This window comes from Sphingomonas sp. 1185, from assembly GCF_040544655.1.
Taxonomy (GTDB): domain Bacteria; phylum Pseudomonadota; class Alphaproteobacteria; order Sphingomonadales; family Sphingomonadaceae; genus Sphingomonas.
The window spans coordinates 1-16,448 of record NZ_JBEPKL010000048.1 but is presented as its reverse complement, the minus strand read 5'-3'; the positions used below and the strand labels follow the sequence as shown (position 1 = coordinate 16,448).

The 16,448-nt window shown below is 68.3% G+C and carries 12 protein-coding genes, 1 tRNA gene, 1 rRNA gene, 1 riboswitch and 1 other annotated feature; of the genes, 5 read left to right on the top strand and 9 right to left on the bottom strand.

Features of this window, described 5'->3' with window-relative positions; genetic code table 11:
• Nucleotides 1-269: 269 nt before the first annotated feature.
• Nucleotides 270-325 (top strand) — a sequence feature (sul1 is cis-regulatory element that is thought to sense ions involved in sulfur or methionine metabolism; They are found in Alphaproteobacteria).
• A 72-nt stretch (nucleotides 326-397) separates the two neighbouring features.
• From ABIC44_RS19145 to ABIC44_RS19135, 3 genes are read left to right on the top strand one after another with little or no spacing between them, the layout of a single operon-like run.
• Entirely contained in the window at nucleotides 398-1,879 is a 1,482-nt protein-coding gene (locus tag ABIC44_RS19145; protein WP_354297012.1) for a SulP family inorganic anion transporter, read from the top strand.
• Between the two features lie 59 nt (nucleotides 1,880-1,938).
• Nucleotides 1,939-2,940, top strand: coding sequence for a threonine aldolase family protein (locus tag ABIC44_RS19140; protein ID WP_354297010.1), 1,002 nt, complete (start codon nucleotides 1,939-1,941; stop codon nucleotides 2,938-2,940).
• Nucleotides 2,937-3,857 (top strand): DMT family transporter, encoded by a 921-nt coding sequence (locus tag ABIC44_RS19135; protein ID WP_354297008.1) that lies wholly within the window; start codon nucleotides 2,937-2,939, stop codon nucleotides 3,855-3,857. The genes ABIC44_RS19140 and ABIC44_RS19135 overlap by 4 nt, the downstream gene beginning before the upstream one ends.
• Here the strand turns inward: ABIC44_RS19135 and ABIC44_RS19130 are convergent.
• Nucleotides 3,767-4,606: a Rossmann-fold NAD(P)-binding domain-containing protein gene (locus ABIC44_RS19130; RefSeq protein ID WP_354297006.1), complete on the bottom strand. Its 840-nt coding sequence runs from the start codon at nucleotides 4,604-4,606 to the stop codon at nucleotides 3,767-3,769. The two genes, ABIC44_RS19135 and ABIC44_RS19130, sit on opposite strands and share 91 nt — an antisense overlap.
• A gap of 165 nt (nucleotides 4,607-4,771) precedes the next feature.
• Nucleotides 4,772-6,481 carry a M28 family metallopeptidase gene (locus ABIC44_RS19125; RefSeq protein WP_354297004.1) on the bottom strand — a complete coding sequence of 570 codons (1,710 nt, stop codon included), beginning with the start codon at nucleotides 6,479-6,481 and terminating at the stop codon, nucleotides 4,772-4,774.
• A gap of 138 nt (nucleotides 6,482-6,619) precedes the next feature.
• Here ABIC44_RS19125 and pepN point away from each other — a divergent pair, with 138 nt between their 5' ends.
• Nucleotides 6,620-9,223 (top strand): aminopeptidase N, encoded by a 2,604-nt coding sequence (pepN, locus tag ABIC44_RS19120; RefSeq protein ID WP_354297013.1) that lies wholly within the window; start codon nucleotides 6,620-6,622, stop codon nucleotides 9,221-9,223.
• Nucleotides 9,224-9,353: 130 nt separating this feature from the next.
• On the opposite strand, the gene ABIC44_RS19115 is transcribed toward pepN, so the two are convergent.
• The 5 genes from ABIC44_RS19115 to ABIC44_RS19095 form a co-directional block, all read right to left on the bottom strand.
• A complete protein-coding gene (locus ABIC44_RS19115) occupies nucleotides 9,354-10,286 on the bottom strand; it encodes an alpha/beta hydrolase (protein WP_354297002.1) in 933 nt (310 codons plus the stop codon).
• Between the two features lie 205 nt (nucleotides 10,287-10,491).
• A complete protein-coding gene (locus ABIC44_RS19110) occupies nucleotides 10,492-10,863 on the bottom strand; it encodes a tRNA-binding protein (protein WP_354297000.1) in 372 nt (123 codons plus the stop codon).
• Nucleotides 10,850-11,521 (bottom strand): glutathione S-transferase family protein, encoded by a 672-nt coding sequence (locus ABIC44_RS19105; RefSeq protein ID WP_042487586.1) that lies wholly within the window; start codon nucleotides 11,519-11,521, stop codon nucleotides 10,850-10,852. Before ABIC44_RS19105 ends, ABIC44_RS19110 begins: the two co-directional genes overlap by 14 nt.
• 27 nt (nucleotides 11,522-11,548) lie before the next feature.
• Nucleotides 11,549-13,015: a PepSY-associated transmembrane domain-containing protein gene (locus ABIC44_RS19100; RefSeq protein WP_354296998.1), complete on the bottom strand. Its 1,467-nt coding sequence runs from the start codon at nucleotides 13,013-13,015 to the stop codon at nucleotides 11,549-11,551.
• A complete protein-coding gene (locus ABIC44_RS19095) occupies nucleotides 13,002-15,116 on the bottom strand; it encodes a TonB-dependent receptor (protein WP_354296996.1) in 2,115 nt (704 codons plus the stop codon). The genes ABIC44_RS19100 and ABIC44_RS19095 overlap by 14 nt, the downstream gene beginning before the upstream one ends.
• Before the next feature lie 242 nt (nucleotides 15,117-15,358).
• Nucleotides 15,359-15,579: riboswitch (cobalamin riboswitch) on the bottom strand.
• An 86-nt stretch (nucleotides 15,580-15,665) separates the two neighbouring features.
• Here ABIC44_RS19095 and ABIC44_RS19090 point away from each other — a divergent pair.
• Nucleotides 15,666-15,968, top strand: a complete 303-nt coding sequence (locus tag ABIC44_RS19090; protein ID WP_354296994.1) for a hypothetical protein — start codon at nucleotides 15,666-15,668, stop codon at nucleotides 15,966-15,968.
• A 258-nt stretch (nucleotides 15,969-16,226) separates the two neighbouring features.
• On the opposite strand, the gene ABIC44_RS19085 is transcribed toward ABIC44_RS19090, so the two are convergent.
• Nucleotides 16,227-16,303, bottom strand: a tRNA-Met gene (locus ABIC44_RS19085).
• A 54-nt stretch (nucleotides 16,304-16,357) separates the two neighbouring features.
• Nucleotides 16,358-16,448: ribosomal RNA gene (gene rrf, locus ABIC44_RS19080) — 5S ribosomal RNA — on the bottom strand; the annotation flags it as partial.

The window sequence follows — 16,448 nt, the reverse complement described above, 5'->3', positions numbered from 1 at the left end:
CGGCCTCCTGTCGCCGGTGACGATCTTGAATCAGACTTCAAGCCGCTTGGGAATCCCCCATCGATTCAAGACGCTCGGAATTTGCTCTAGCCAGCAGGCTGGCAAGCTTCGCTAACCCTCTCCCCTGTCCAGGGGAGAGGGGAAGAAGGCGCAATGTCGGTCCGCCTAAAGGCGTTTGATTCTGACAGGCGGATATCGGAGCTGCCGAGGGAATGGGACATGGGGGCTTGCCCTGCCCGCCCCTTGCCCGTTAAACGCGGCGCCATTCGCAAGGACCCGGTGAAATTCCGGGTGGCTATTCCGGCCGCCGATCCGCCGGACAACAGACAGCATGGCTTTTCCTTCCCGCTCGCGAACCGCCGAGCGGCCTTGCCATGCGCCTGATCCTGGTTTTCCCATGACTGTTACAAACTACCGAACCCAATGGTTCTCCAGCATCGGCGAGGCGCGTCGCGACGTGCTTGCCGGGCTGGTCGTTGCGCTTGCGCTGATTCCCGAGGCGATCGGCTTTTCGATCATCTCGGGCGTCGATCCGCGCGTCGGACTCTATGCCTCGGTCGCGATTGCGATCGTCATCTCCTTCCTCGGCGGGCGGCCCGCGATGATCTCCGCCGCGACCGCCGCCGTCGCGGTCGTGGTCACGCCGCTGGTCCGCGAGCACGGCGTCGATTATCTCTTTGCCGCCACCATCCTGATGGGACTGATCCAGATCGTCGCGGGGATATTGCGCCTCGACCTGGTGATGCAGTTCGTCTCGCGCTCGGTCATCACCGGCTTCGTCAACGCGCTCGCCATCCTGATCTTCATGGCGCAGCTGCCGCAACTGACCGGCGTGACCTGGCACAGCTATGCGATGGTCGCGGGCGGGCTCGCCATCATCTACCTCCTGCCGCGCGTGACCAGGGCGGTGCCCTCGCCGCTGGTCGCGATCCTGGTGCTGGCCGGGATCGGCATCGCCCTGGGCCTGCCGGTGCGCACCGTCGGCGACATGGGCCGCCTGCCCGAAGGCTTGCCCAGCCTCGCCCTCCCCAACGTGCCGCTGACCTTCGAGACGTTGCGGATCATCCTGCCCTATTCGCTGACCATGGCCGCCGTCGGCCTGCTCGAATCGCTGCTGACCGCGCAGATCGTCGACGACATGACCGACAGCGACAGCGACAAGCGCCGCGAGTGCATGGGTCAGGGCGGGGCGAACATCGCCGCCGCGCTGGTCGGCGGCATGGGCGGCTGTGCGATGATCGGCCAGTCGGTCATCAACGTCACCTCGGGCGGGCGCAAGCGGCTGTCGACGCTGACCGCCGGTGTCGTGCTGCTGGTCCTGCTGGCCGGGCTAGGCCCGGTCGTAGGGCGGATCCCGATGCCCGCGCTGGTCGCGGTGATGATCATGGTGTCGATCGGCACGTTCAGCTGGAACTCGATCCCCAACCTGCGCCGCCACCCGCCGACCTCCTCGGTCGTCATGCTGGTCACGGTGGCGGTGGTCGTGGCGACCCGCGATCTGGCGCAGGGGGTGCTGGCGGGCGTGCTGCTGTCGGGCATCTTCTTCGCGGGCAAGGTCCGCCGCCTGTTCGCGGTCGAGCGGATCGAGGATGCGGGCACCGTGCGCTACCGGGTGACGGGGCAGATCTTCTTCGCCTCGGTCGACCGCTTCACCCGCGCCTTTCAAGCGGAGCCGGGCCGGACGGTCGTGATCGACGTGTCGGCGGCGCATTTCTGGGACATTTCGGGGGTCGGCGCGCTCGACAAGATCGTCGCACGGCTGCGGCGCGACGGAGCCGGGGTCGAGGTGATCGGCTATAACCAGGCGAGCGCCGACCTGGTCGACCGCTTCGCGCTGCACGACAAGACGGGCGTCGAACTGGGCATTGCGCCACACTGACGCCCGGCCGGGGGGAGCGGTGTTGACGCATGGGTCCGCCTCCCCCAAACGCCTGACCCATGCGCTTTTTCTCGGACAACGCCGCCCGTATCCATCCCAAGGTGATGGAGGCCATCGCCAGCGCCGACCAGATGGACACCGCCTATGACGGCGACCGCTGGTCGAAGGCGCTGGACGGCCGATTGTCCGAGCTGTTCGGCACGCAGGTCGAGGTGCTGTGGGTGCCCACCGGCACCGCCGCCAATTGCCTGGCGCTGGCCGCGCTCTGCCCGCCGCATGGCGGCGTCGTCTGCCACCGCGACTCGCATATCCAGAATGACGAGGGCGGCGCGCCCGAATTCTACACCCACGGCGCCAAGCTGATGCTGGCCGATGGCGAGGGGGCCAAGCTGACCCCCGACACGATCCGGACCGTGATCGATGCCATCGCCGACGACGTTCACCGGGTCCAGCCGCACGCCGTCTCGATCACCAACGCCACCGAATATGGCCGGATATACAACCCCGACGAGGTCGCCGCGATCGGCACGCTGGCCCAGCAACGGGGCCTCGGCTTCCACATGGACGGCGCGCGCTTCGCCAATGCGGTGGCGCGGCTGGGCTGCACGCCCGCCGCGCTGACCTGGCAGTCGGGGGTAGAGGCCCTATCCTTCGGCTTCGTCAAGAACGGCGCGATGAGTGCCGAGGCGCTGGTCTTCTTCAAGCCCGGCCTTGCCGACGTCACCCGCCGCCGCCGCAAGCGTGCCGGGCTGCTGATGTCCAAGGGCCGCTATCTGGCCGCGCAGGTGCTGGCGATGGTCGAGAACGACCTGTGGATCGCCAATGGCGCGCTGGCCAATGCCTGTGCCGAGCGGCTGGGCGGCGCGGCGGGCGAGCGACTGGTCCACCCGGTCGAGGCGAACGAGGTCTTCCTGCGCGTCACGCCCGAAGAGGCCGCGAGCCTGCGCGCGCAGGGGTTCGACTTTTACGACTGGGCGGAGGGCGAGATTCGCCTCGTCACCGCCTGGGACACCGATGCGCAGGCGGCCGTTCGCCTCGCCGACGCGATCGCCCGGCTATGAGCGAGTTCGACACGGCCCCCCGCTCGACCCGCGCCGCCGTCCTCATCCCCTTCGCCATCGTCACGCTGATCTGGGGATCGACCTGGCTGGTGATCCGCGACCAGATTTCGGTCGTCCCCGCGACTTGGTCGGTCAGCTATCGGTTCCTCGTCGGCGGGCTCGCCATGGGAGCCTTCGCGCTCGCCCGGCGGGAGAGTTTCCGGCTGGGCACCACCGGCTGGCTGTTCGCCGCCGGGATCGGGGTGTTCCAGTTCGTGCTGAACTTCAACTTCGTCTACCAGGCGGAGGCGTACATCACCTCCGGGCTGGTCGCGGTGGTGTTCGCGATGCTGCTGATCCCCAATGCGGGCTTTGCGCGCCTCTTCCTGGGGCAGCGCATGGGGCGGCAGTTGCTGGTCGGCTCCGGCATAGCGATGGCGGGGGCGGCGCTGCTGTTCGTGCACGAAGCGCGGGTCGATCCGGCGGGGCCCGCGCGCGCGCTGACCGGCATCGCGCTGACCATGATCGCGATCCTGTCGGCGTCGACCGCCAATGTCATGCAGGCGACCAACACCGCCAGGCGTTTCCCGATGCATGCGACGCTCAGCGTCGCGATGCTGACGGGCGCGGCGCTGGACGCGATCATCGCCTATAGCCTGAACGGCCCGCCGGTGTTCGAGATGCGCGCCGGCTATGTGCTGGGCATCCTCTATCTGGGGCTGTTCGCCTCGGCGCTGGCCTTTCCGCTCTATTACCGCGTGCTGCGCGCGATCGGACCGGCCAAGGCGGCCTATTCCAGCGTCATCGTGCCGGTGATCGCGATGAGCCTGTCGACGGTGTTCGAGGGCTATCGCTGGTCGCTGCTGGCGGGCGCGGGGGCGGCGGTGACGGCCGCCGGGCTGGTCATCGCGCTCAAGGCCCGCAGGCCCAACCGGTAATCGGGATAGCGGGGCCGCCAGCCCAGCACCCGCTTCGCCTTGCCATTGGCCACCCGCCGGTTCTCGGCATAGAAACCCCGCGCCGCCGCCGACAGGCTCTCCAGCGGGACCAGCGGCGGCGGCGGCATCCCCGCGAGCGTGGCGGCATAGGAGACGACGGCATCCTGGTCGCAGGGGAAATCGTCGGCCAGGTTATAGGCCCCCGCCGGGCCGTCGAACCCGGCGATCACGCCCGATACGATATCGGCGATATGCACCCGGCTGAACACCTGCCCCGCCAGCCCGACGCGGTGCGCCCGACCGCCGCGAACCCGCTCGATCGGCGAGCGGCCGGGACCATAGATGCCGGGCAGGCGAAACACCCGCGCGCCCAGCGCCTGCCAGTCCGCATCCGCCACCGCCCGCGCCGCGCGGCGGCCCGAGCCGATCGGCGCGGTCTCGTCCACCCACGCGCCGCCGGTGTCGCCATACACCCCGGTCGAGGACAGATAGCCGATCCAGGCCTCCGATTTCACGAGGTGCGCGCCGTAAGCGACCAGCACCGGATCATGCTCGCCCTCGGGTGGGACGGAGGACAGGATATGCGTGGCGGCGGCGATCTGCGCCTCCACGCGGTCCCGGTCGTCGAAGCGGAGCGTGCCGCCGCGCCCGTCGCGGGTGGTGCCCGAAACGGACCAGCCGCGCCCTTCCAGCAGCGCCGCCAGATGACCGGCGGCATAGCCCATGCCGAAGACGAAGAGACGACTCATGCCTTAATGCCACCCGTCATCGTGATCGCCATTTATCCTAACCTCCGTTCGCACTGAGCGAAGTCGAAGTGCACGTCCAAGGTGCGGCCCTTGGCCTTCGACTACGCTCAGGCTGAACGGGCGTGAGGGAAGTTTGGCCGCAAAAGCCATACTCCCCCTGCTCCCTCACTTCGCCGCCATCGGCCCCTTGTAGAGCGTGCCGAAATAATCGCCCTTGTTCCACACCGGCCGCTCGGGCGCATCGGCGATCTCGCGGGCGATGGCATAGTTCACGCTGACGAAGCGCGGCCCCTGGCTCCAGTCGATGCCCTGGTCCACCTCGTCGCCGGGGCGGTGATAGCGGTGGCTCATGAAATCCTCGACCGCCGCCTTGCCCGGCCCCGCCTGCCCCGGCCACAGGAAGACCGAGGGGATCCCCTTCTGCACGAAGCGGAAATGGTCGGAGCGGACGAAGATCCCCTCCTCGGGCATCGGATCGGGCGCGACCGGCAGGCCCATCGCCCCCACCGCCTTGCGCACGATCGGGCCCAGCGTCGATCGGTCGGCGCCGAACACCACCATATCCTCGAACGTGTAGGTCAGGATCGGCATGTCGAGATTGACGTCGGCGACGATCGACTTGAGCGGCACGGTCGGATGGTTGGCGAAATAGTCGGAGCCGACCAGCCCCTTTTCCTCCGCCGTCACCGCCAGGAACATCACGGTCCGCTTGGGCGGGGTGGCGGCGGTCTTGAACCGCTTGGCCTCCTCGATCAGGCTGGCGATGCCGATCGCATTGTCGAGCGCGCCATTGTTGATCCGGTCGCCATCGCCGCCTTCGTTGGTGCCGATATGGTCGAGATGCGCCGACAGGACGACCACCTCGTCCTTCAGCCTGGGGTCGCTGCCGGGGATCAGGCCGATGACGTTGCTGCTGTCCATCGGCTTGAACCGGGTCTTCGACGCCACCGTCAGCTGCCCCCTGGCGGTCAGCGGCTTATAGGCGGGCTTCGCCGTGGCGGCGGCCTTCATCACCGCGTCCCAGCCCTTGCCGAACAGCCTGGCCGCGCCCGCCTGCGACAGGGTGCCCAGCACCGGGGTCGACGGGGTCATGGCATGCGCGGTGCCGTCCGGGTTGGCCCAGGTCACGCGCGGCGCGTCATAATAGCGCGCCAGCGTCGAGAAGGGCCGCTGGCGGGGCCCGGCGCGCGGCATGTCGATCTGGATCGCGCCGACCGCGCCCTTCGCCGCCGCCAGCGACGCCTTGTTGCCCGCCGATCCGAAAAAGGCGCGCGCTTCGCCGTCCAGCCCCTCGGGCGTGCCGGGGACGAAGGCGACGATCTTGCCGCGCACATCGACGTTCCGGTAATCGGTCAGCCCATATTGCGCCGCGTCGATGCCATAGCCGACGAAGACGACCGGCGCCGACACGCTGGTCTCGCGCCGGTCGGGCACGGGCGAGGGCACGAAGTCCTCGGCGAAGACCAGCTCCTGCGGCTGGCCGCCCGCCGGCGTCCACAGCGCGCTGCCCTTGTCGGCGACATTGTACGCGACCAGCGGCACCTTCTGCAGATAGCCGCCCTGGTCGCCGCCGGGCCGCAGCCCCGCCGCATAGAATTGCGCCGCCACATATTGCGCGGCGATGTCATAGTCGCGCGTCCCGGCCTCGCGCCCTGCCATCGCGTCGGAGGCCAGGAACAGGACATGCGCCTTCATCGCGGCCTGATCCTCGGGCAGCGGTGCGGTGATGACGGCATTGCGCTCGGCCGCGCTGCGCTGCGCCGCCGGTGCCGAGGCGGTCGGGGCGGCGGCCTGGAGGTGCAGATGGTCATGGTCGTGGGCGACAGCGGCGGTGGACAGGAGAAGCAGCGGCAAAAGGGCCGTCGAACGCGACATGCAGAACCTTTCCAGAGAAGTATGACACAGGCGTAACAGGCCATATCGCCCGATCAACCCCGGCCACGGCGCGGGCCTGTGCTTTTTCGGGTACGGCCGATGGTGGTCCAATGCGGTGGCCGTGGCTATATTCCCGTCATGGACATCCAGCGTAGCGCCGCCCAGCCCAGCATGACCCCGGCCGCCATCCGGCGCGAGGATTATGCGCCGCCCGCCTGGCGCGTGCCCGACACGCGGCTCGACTTCGCGCTCGACCCCGCCGAAACCCTGGTCCGCGCGACCCTGTCAGTGGTGCGCGACGGTGCGCATGACGAGCCGCTGCGGCTGGACGGCGCGGGGCAGGTGCCGCTGTCGGTCAAGGTCGACGGCGTGGCCGTCACCGACTGGCGGATCGAGGGCGAACAGCTGGTCGTGCCGCTGTCCGGCGATGCCCATGAAGTCGAGACCGAGGTGGCGATCGCGCCCGACCACAATACCCAGCTGATGGGCCTTTATGCCTCGGGCGGCAATCTATGCACCCAGTGCGAGGCGGAGGGGTTTCGCCGCATCACCTTCTTCCCCGACCGGCCCGATGTCCTGAGCGTCTACCGGGTGCGGATGACCGCCGACCGGGGGCGCTATCCGGTGCTGCTCGCCAATGGCGATCCGGTGGCCAGCGGCGAGAATGACGACGGCACCCATTGGGCCGAGTGGCACGATCCCTTCCCCAAGCCCTCCTATCTCTTCGCGCTGGTGGCGGGCGACCTGGCGGTCAACGCCGCGACCTTCACCACCATGAGCGGCCGCGAGGTGCGCCTAGGCATCTGGGTCCGCGCCGCCGACCTGCCCAAGACCACCCATGCGCTCCACGCGCTGAAGCTGTCCATGGCCTGGGACGAGCGGATCTATGGACGCGAATATGACCTGGACGTGTTCAACATCGTCGCGGTCGACGATTTCAACTTCGGCGCGATGGAGAATAAGGGGCTGAACATCTTCAACAGCCGCTACATCCTCGCCGATCCCGACACCGCGACCGATTACGATTATGACGCGATCGCCGCCGTCGTCGCGCATGAATATTTCCACAACTGGTCGGGCAACCGGATCACCTGCCGCGACTGGTTCCAGCTGAGCCTCAAGGAAGGCTTTACCGTCTATCGCGACCAGTGTTTCTCCGCCGACCAGGGATCGGCGGCGGTCAAGCGGATCGAGGATGTGCGGGGGCTTCGCGCCAGCCAGTTCCCCGAGGATTCGGGGCCGCTCGCGCATCCGGTGCGCCCCGAAAGCTATATCGAGATCAGCAATTTCTACACGGCGACCATCTATAACAAGGGGGCCGAGCTGATCCGCATGATGGCGACGATGCTGGGTCCGGTGAAATTCCGCGCCGCGACCGACCTGTACTTCACCCGCTTCGACGGGACGGCGGCGACGTGCGAGGATTTCGTCGCCTGCATGGAGGAGGCGGGCGGCGTCGACCTGTCGCAATTCCGCCTCTGGTATAGCCAGGCGGGAACCCCGCGCGTCTCGGCGGGCCTCTCGCACGAACCCGGCGGCGGTCGCGCGACGCTGCGCCTGGCCCAGCACGTCCCCGCCACGCCGGGGCAGGCCGTCAAGCAGCCGATGGTCCTGCCGCTCAAGGTCCGGCTGTTCGGCGCGGAGACGGGCCGCCCGCTGACCGACGAGCGGCTGATCCTGCTCGACCAGGTGGCCGAGACGATCACCTTCGAGGCCGTCACCGAGCGTCCCGTCCTGTCGATCAATCGCGGCTTTTCCGCCCCCGTGGTGGTCGAGAGCGACCGGACGGCGGAGGATCTCGCCTTCCTGTCGGCGCATGACGACGATCCCTTCGCCCGCTATGAGGCGATGCAGCAGCTGATGCTCGACACGCTGGTCGCGGGCACGATCCATGGCGAGGTGCGGGCCGAGGCCGTGGTCGACGCGGTGACCCGCACGCTGGCGGCGGAGGGGCTGGAGCCCGCCTTCCTGGCCGAGGCCGTGCTGCTGCCGTCCGAGAATTTCATCGGCGACCAGCTGGCGACGGTCGATCCCGATGCGATCCATGCCGCGCGCGAGGCGCTTCGCCGTCGTCTGGGGCAGGCGCTGGAGCCCGAATGGCGGCGACTCCATGCCGAGCTGGCGCAGGATGCCTATGCCTATTCGCCCGAGGCCAAGGGGCAGCGTCGGCTGCGCAACGTTGCGCTCGGCTATATCGCGGCGAGCGGCGCGGAGGATGCCGCCGCGCTCGCCTTTGCGCAGTTCGAGGGGGCGGACAACATGACCGACCGGCAGGCGGCGCTGACCACTTTGGTCAATTCCGACGCCCCCGAGCGCGAGGCGGCGCTGGCGTCCTTCCACGCGCGCTATGCCGACAATCCGCTGGTCCTGGACAAATGGTTCCAGACCCAGGCGCTGTCGTCGCGCAGCGACACCGGCGCCATCGTCGAGCGGCTGGCCGGGCATCCCGACTTCACGCTGGCCAACCCCAACCGCGCCCGCGCGCTGGTCGGGGCGTTCGGGATGAACCAGCGCGCGCTCAACGCGGCGGACGGTTCGGGCTATCGCTTCCTGGCCGACCAGCTGATCGCGCTCGACCGGCTCAACCCGCAAACGGCGGCCAAGCTGTTGCCGCCGCTGGGCCGCTGGCGGCGATTCGACGCGAAACGCTCCGCCCTGATGCGCGCCGAGTTGATGCGCATCATCGCCACGCCGGGGCTGTCGAAGGATCTGTTCGAGCAGGCATCGAAGAGCATCGAATAATCCCATTCCTCCCCAAGCTGTGCTTGGGGAGGGGGACCGCCGCGAAGCGGTGGTGGAGGGGCATGCTCGCTGGCGGGGACACCCCACCGTCAGTCCTTTGGACTGCCACCTCCCCTTGCAGGGGAGGAATTTATTGCGCCTTTGCCTTCAAAAATCCCTCCATCACGATCCACCGATAGAAGGCATCGAACCACCCCGTACTGGTCGTCTTCTTCGGATACATGCCGAAGCCGTGGCCGCCCTGGCCATAGAGGTGGAACTCGACGGGCTTCTTTGCCGCCAGCCACTGGTCGATCAGGCCGAAGCCCTTGCCCGCGAACAGCGGATCGTCGGCGGCGATCGCGGCGAACATCGGCGGCGCGTCGGCCGGGACCGTCATCGGCTGGAGCGGGCCATAGATGTCGCCGACAAAGGCGGGCCTGGCCTGACCGTCGAGCACCGTCGCGACGGTCAGCATCGCACCCGCCGAAAAGCCGACCATGCCGATCCGGTTGGGGTCGACCTTCCACGCGTTCGCGCGCTGGCGGACCAGGGCGAAGGCGGCGCGCGAGTCTGCGATCTGGGGGGCCAGGCCTTTCAGCGCCTCTTCGGGACTGGGCCGCGCGGCGGGTCGCGCCACGCTGGAGAACATCGCCGCCATCGACTTTTCGAATTCGCCCATATCGGCGGGCGTCTGGTTCAGCCGGTATTTCAGGACGAAGGCGGCGATGCCGCGATCGGCCAGCGCCTTGGCGACGTCCCAGCCCTCATTCTGCATCGACAGCGTGCGGAAACCGCCGCCGGGCGCGACGATCACCGCCGCGCCGGTCGCCTTGGCGGGATCGGGGAGGAAGGGGGTCAGCGTCGCTTGCGTCACGTTGCGCGCGAAGACGCTGTCATATTGGCTGTGCCAGCTTTCCTTGTTCTTCGCACCGGGCAAGGGGCCGGTGTTCAGCGCAATGGCACCCGGCTGAGCGGGGATGGCGATCGGCACCATCTTGTCGCTCTGCGCGAAGGCGGGCACCGCCACCGAGAGCGTTAGCAAAGCGGCCAGCGCATGGCGGCCCCAGCGTTTGGACTTCATATCCCCTCCTGTCCTCCGTGGGTTATGTCCCTACGGTCGGACGGGGATGGTACGCTTCGGGGCGTGGGGCGCAAGGGATAATGTTAAGGCTAACAGCGGGTGGGGCGTGGGCTTCGACTTCGCTCAGCCTGAACGGATGTCTGTATCCGGTCCCGGCCCCCACAGCCCGTTCAGCCTGAGCGTAGTCGAAGGCCAAGGGAAATCCTCAAAACAACCGCCCCCCATCGGGCACGGCCTGATCCGGCCCGATCAGCACCACCTGCCCCTCCGCATCGGGAAAGCCCAGGGTCAGCACTTCGGACATCATCGGCCCGATCTGGCGCGGCGGGAAATTGACCACCGCCGCCACCTGCCGCCCGACCAGCGTCTCGGGCGTGTAATGCCGCGTGATCTGCGCCGAGGATCGCTTGACCCCGAGGACGGGACCGAAGTCGATGGTCAGCTTGATCGCGGGCTTGCGCGCCTCCGGAAAGGGCTCGGCGGCGATGACGGTGCCGACGCGGATGTCGACCGCCAGGAAATCCTCGATCCCGATGCGCTCGGAGGCCATGGGTGCGGGCGCGTCAGAAATCGACATTGTCGTAATGCGACGGCGGCGTGACCATCTCCATCCGCTCGGACAGCAACGGGCGGAAGGAGGGGCGGCTCTTCAGCCCGCGATACCAGCGCGCGGTCTGCTCATGCCCCTTCCAGTCGATGCCGCCCAGATAATCGGCGACCGAGATCTGCGCGGCGGCGGCGAGGTCGGCCAGGCTCATCGTCGCGCCGCCCAGCCAGTTGCGATGGTCGAGCAGATAATCGGTATAGTCGAGATGCCCGACCGCCGCCTTCATCGCCTCGCGCAGGCCCTTGGCATCCGGGCTGCCGGTGCGCGCGACGCGCTTGACCATGCGCTCGTGCAGTAGCGGGCCGGTCACGTCCTGATAGAAATGCGTGTCGAACCACGTCACCAGACGCCGGATCTCGGCCCGGCCGACGGCGGTGCCGTTGATCATCGCCGACTTCTCGACCGTCTCCTCGAAATATTCCGAGATCGCCATGGAATCGACCAGCAGCACGCCGCGCTCCTCATCGACCATCACCGGGGTCTGCCCGGCGGGGTTCATGTCGAGGAACTCGTCGCGCCGCTGCCACGGCGACTCGCGGACCAACTCATATCCGACGCCCTTCTCGCCCAGCAGCAGCCGGACCTTGCGCGAAAAGGGACAGAGCGGGAATTGATAGAGTTGCCACATGCCGCCCATCTAAGCGGCCGGGCATGGTTACGCCAACCCCGATGGCGATGTTTTCACCCGCCCGCGCGACGCAGGACGGCACAGTCGCCGCCACCCGACCACGACGCCGCTGACCGACAGGATCAGCCCGGCGATCGACCAGAGCCACATCCACGCCGTCCAGCCGGGCCGCCACGCGGTCAGCCACGGCCAGTCCCAGGTGTGAAGCAGCGTATAGGCCCAGCGATAGGCCCGCCGGACGCGGTCCTGCCGTTCGACCACCGCCCCGCTCATCGGGTCGAGATAGAGCCAGGTCGCCGCGCGATCGTCGAACCGCATCCGCACCACCGGCAACCGGGCGGTATTGGTCCAGTAGAAACCGGGCCGCTCCAGCCGCGCCACTCCCGTCACATGCCCGCCGGGCACCAACATGGCGGCGGCGTCCGGTCGATCGATCGGCGCGGCCGGGGCCAGCGTCGCCTGATCCAGCCAGCGGGGATGCGGTCCGGCCGGGTCGATCGCGATGCGCCGCCATCCGCCATCGCCGCTCCACACGACGCTGCGCGCCGGGCCTGCGATGGCCGCGAGCCGGTCGAGCGCCACCGGCTCGCCCGCCTGCCCGGCATAGGCGCGCATCGCCTCCACCGGCGCGGTGCCCCCGGCAAAGACGCGTCCCGGATCGACCGACAGCCAGCCGCTGACGATCCAGCCGGTCAGCAGCACGCCGCCCAGCAGCCCGCTGACATGATGCCAGACCATCCAGCCGCGATAGGGCGTCACCCGCCCGCCACGATAGCGACGCCGCCCCAGCCGCATGCGCAGGATGCCGATCCACATCCCCGTCAGCGCGACCGCGATGCACGGCCCCGACACCCACATCACCACCTGCCGCCACAGCCCGCCGTCGCGGCGCAGGATCGTCGGATAGAGCCAGTGCGGCACCGACCCCAGCCAGTTCCAGACACGCTGCGTCCGCGTCGTCCGCTGCACCGGCTGGCCGGTCAGGCTGGAGACATAGAGCTCGGTCCCGGCGGCATCGGCCAGCGTCGCCTTCCACAACGGACGGTGCCGGTCGAAGCCGCCCGCCACGGTCCATTGGTCATGCCCGATGGGCGCGACCGCGACGACCGGCGCCCCCGCGAACCGCGCCGCGACCCGGCGGGCATAGGCGGCATCGACCGGCGCGACGCGAGCCCCCGTCCGGGCGGAGCGTATCTGCGTCTCGCCTTCCGCCCCTTCGATCCGCCAGACCGGCACGCCGTCGCGCATCTCCAGCGTGATCCGCCGCGCGGTCGCGCCGTCCGGCGGCGGCCGCTCGACCCCGCCCCAGTCGATCGGCTCCGCCCCGACCGCCATCTGGGCAGGAGTCAGCGCGGGATAGGGGACGTAGATCATCACCAGCCCGGAGGCGAACCACATCGCGAAGAACAGGCAGGCGGCGATCCCGGCCCAGCGATGGACGAGAAAGGCGAACCGGACGGCCGCCCTTCCCCATGACGCGTCAGAACGTCGCACGAAGGCCCAGGTCCAGCGAGCGGGGACGCCCCAATATCCATTGCTGATCGCCATAGGCGGTGACCGCATAGGCCTTGTCGAACAGGTTATAGACGCGCAGATCGACCGCCATGCGCGGGCTCAGCGCATAGGACAGGGTGGCGTCCACCGTCGCATAGCCGGGGATGCGAAACGCATCGGCATTGTCGGAGAAGCGCCGCCCGACATAGCGCAGCCCCGCCCGCGCCTGCATGCGGGCCGTGGCATCCCAGCGCAGCCAGAGATTGCCCAGCGCCTCGGGCACATTGGGCGGCGTCCGGCCGCTATAGTCCGCGCCGCCCGAACGGAAATCGTCGAACCGCGCATCCAGCATCGTCGCATTGGCGTCGATCCCGAACCCCTGGGGCAGATCGACCGAGACCGCCGCCTCCACCCCTTGCGCCGAGCGCTGGCCGACCTGCTCGACCGGGCTGGAGAGGGTGCGCTGCGCCAGCAGCCCCGTCTTGACGATGCGATAGGCCGCCAGCGTCGCGGTGCCGCGCCCGCCCAGGAACAGCCACTTTGCGCCCAGCTCGACCTGGTTGCCCTTCGCGTTGCCGAACTGCACCTGCCCGCTCGACACGGTGGTCAGCGTGGCCAGCGGATCGACGCCGGTGGCATATTGGCCATAGAGCGACAGGGTCGGCCTCGGCTGATACACGATGCCCGCCCGCCAGGTCGCGTTGCGGAAGGTCTTTTCAAAGGCGAAGCGATCGGTCCGCGTGCCGCCCGGATAGGCGATCGCCCAGCGGCGGACCTGATCCTCCTCGTAACGGAAACCGCCGACCACCGACCATTTCGGCCCCAGCGTCACCCGATCCTCGGCAAACACCGCCAGCGCAACGGTGCGGGTGCGGTATCGCGGCGCGATCCCCTGCGTATCCAGGAAGCGGCCGGGATCGAAGGCGAAGGGATCGACCGCATCGACCTGCGCGTCCGATCCGAAGTCGTTCTCATGGGTGAAGCGCACCAGATTGGCGTCGACCCCGACGACCAGCGCATTGGCGATGCCCGACGCCAGCGGCGTGCGCAGCGTCACGCTCGCCTGGTCGCCCCATTGGGTCTGGTCGTGACGGATGCCGTAATTGTCGCTCCGCCGGATCGTGCCGGGCGTACCGCTCGCCCCGTTGGCGCACGCGCCCCTGGCACCGACCCAGCAATAGCTCTCCAGATTGCGCCAGAATCGATCGCTGGTCAGATAATAGGCGATGTTGGAGACGCTGACCGCCGCGCTCGGCGTCCAGTCGACCTGTACCGAGGCACGGTCGTCACGAAACCGCATCCGCCCGTCCCCGACATTATAGTTGCGCGTCCGGATCGCCGGGTCGAGCCGCCCGTCGATCAGCGGCGTCCCGAAATAGCCGACCGGCCGCTGGTCGCCATGATCGCCGCGGATCGTCACCGCCAGCCGTGGCGAGGGTGTCCATTTCACCGTGCCCGACAGCGCGAAGCTGCGCGAATCCCCCCGGTCGACATAGCCGTCGGAGCGGCGATAGCTGGCATCCAGCCGATAGCCCAGCGTGGCCCCTGCCGGACCGCCGATCCCGGCCGCCAGCCGGACGCTGTCCTGCGCGCCATAGCCGATCTCGGCCTGTCCCTCGGTCCGGGCGGTGGGCTTGCGCATCACCACATTGACCGCGCCGCCCAGTGCGCCCTGGCCATAGAGCACCGACGCCGGGCCGCTCAGCACGTCGATCCGCTCGACCATCCAGGGATCGGTTGGAAAGGTGATCGTCCCCGCTGCCGGGAACAGCCGGACCCCGTCGATCAGTTGCAGGACCGATCCCTGCCCGGAAAAGCCACGCGCCGCCAGCGCGGTGCCGCCATTGCCGGGATTGGCGACGCTCGACAGTCCGGGGGCTCGTGTCTCGGCCTCGACGATCGACTGGTCACCCCGCGCGCGCACCAGGTCGCCGTCGAGCGAGGTGATGCTGGCGGGGGTTTCGAGCGGGGTCAGCCCCAATCGGCTGCCTGTGGCATTGGGCCGGTCCATGGCCGGTTTGTCGCGCGTGCCGACGACCAATATCGTGGCGTCGGTGCCGGTCGGCATGCCCCCCTGCTGCGCCCAGGCGGGCATCGCCATGCAGGACCACAGGGCCCCACCCACAAGAATGAGACCACGGCTTGATGATATGTGATGATATAACATTATTTGCTCATAGCGTCTTGTCGCGAACAAGCCGAGACCTTCCGTTCGCTTCGAACGGCCGGATGCCATGCGCGCTGGACGCCTTTCCGCACTCGACATGGCCACCCATGCGCCTCCGCCACCATTGGCGTCGCTCGTCGGAAAAGACCTAGCCACGGCCATCCCCTGGGCCCGGCATGAGCGACCTGACGCCGGCAGGTCTCCTGGCTCACGGGTCATCGCGAACCATGCGCCTTCCCAGGTTGCCCCAGTGGCTGGACCGGCTCGACACCGGTCCCTGCATGTCCGCTCACCGCTTACAGTTGCAGGGACAGCCTCGGATTCGGGCGGTCACCCGCCCTCACCGCGTTCCCTTTTAATTCCCCTGTTCGGGGAAACCGGCGCGATCACGACCGGAATATTCCGGCCGCGTTCTGATTGCGGCAATCGGCAGGGCGGGTCAAGCATCTGCCCCCAGGAACGGCTTTGCGCTATCCCGGGCCCATGGCCCGCAAGACCCGCTATCTGACCGCAACGATGCCCGACGGCTATGTGAAGACCATCGGCCCGACCTCAGCCCCGTTCAGCCATTACTGGCGGATCGTCGCCGATCTGGGCGGCGGCCGGACGGAGGTGTTCTGGGGTCACGCGAAATCGCGGAAAGAAGCCATGGCCCACGACGCGTCGCTGGCGGAAGCGGCACGCAAGCGCGGCTGGGTGGGCTACAGATTCGAGGTGGTGGAATTGGCGGAGAGCCAGGATCCGCCAGCGGCCCTGCCGCCGAGGGGCGGCGGGCGTCGTCGCTAGAGCGGTTTCCGACCAGATTGAACCACCGTCATCACCCTACGGGCGACCGCTTCGCGGCGGGGCGCTTTCGATCCGGGCGGCGTTGCTTGTGGGTTACGATGCTTCAGCATCGCTCCCTTCGCGCGCCTTGCCCCGAACCGAAATCACCGCCGTGCCAATGATCCAACCTGATCGGAAACCGCTCTAAGACGCGAACGCGCCAATCCGCCATCGGCTATGCCGTGGCGGTTTCGTATGGGGTGATGTGTTGGGTGAGTATGGTTGCGGGGGCAGGATTTGAACCTGCGGCCTTCAGGTTATGAGCCTGACGAGCTACCGGGCTGCTCCACCCCGCGGAGGTGTTGTGGAGGGACTACTGTGAATGGGTTTTTGTATACGCGGACTGTAATGCCTGGCGACGCCCTACTCTTCCACTGCTTGAGCAGTAGTACCATTGGCGCAGTCGGGTTTCACGGCCGAGTTCGGGATGGGATCGGGTGG

Excerpts from the sequence above, each read along its gene's own strand:
- ABIC44_RS19145 (WP_354297012.1), top strand. The coding sequence starts at position 398 with ATGACTGTTACAAACTACCGAACCCAATGGTTCTCCAGCATCGGCGAG.
- ABIC44_RS19140 (WP_354297010.1), top strand. The coding sequence starts at position 1,939 with ATGCGCTTTTTCTCGGACAACGCCGCCCGTATCCATCCCAAGGTGATG.
- ABIC44_RS19135 (WP_354297008.1), top strand. The coding sequence starts at position 2,937 with ATGAGCGAGTTCGACACGGCCCCCCGCTCGACCCGCGCCGCCGTCCTC.
- ABIC44_RS19130 (WP_354297006.1), bottom strand. The coding sequence starts at position 4,606 with ATGAGTCGTCTCTTCGTCTTCGGCATGGGCTATGCCGCCGGTCATCTG.
- ABIC44_RS19125 (WP_354297004.1), bottom strand. The coding sequence starts at position 6,481 with ATGTCGCGTTCGACGGCCCTTTTGCCGCTGCTTCTCCTGTCCACCGCC.
- pepN (WP_354297013.1), top strand. The coding sequence starts at position 6,620 with ATGGACATCCAGCGTAGCGCCGCCCAGCCCAGCATGACCCCGGCCGCC.
- ABIC44_RS19115 (WP_354297002.1), bottom strand. The coding sequence starts at position 10,286 with ATGAAGTCCAAACGCTGGGGCCGCCATGCGCTGGCCGCTTTGCTAACG.
- ABIC44_RS19110 (WP_354297000.1), bottom strand. The coding sequence starts at position 10,863 with ATGTCGATTTCTGACGCGCCCGCACCCATGGCCTCCGAGCGCATCGGG.
- ABIC44_RS19105 (WP_042487586.1), bottom strand. The coding sequence starts at position 11,521 with ATGTGGCAACTCTATCAATTCCCGCTCTGTCCCTTTTCGCGCAAGGTC.
- ABIC44_RS19095 (WP_354296996.1), bottom strand. The coding sequence starts at position 15,116 with ATGGCGATGCCCGCCTGGGCGCAGCAGGGGGGCATGCCGACCGGCACC.
- ABIC44_RS19090 (WP_354296994.1), top strand. The coding sequence starts at position 15,666 with ATGGCCCGCAAGACCCGCTATCTGACCGCAACGATGCCCGACGGCTAT.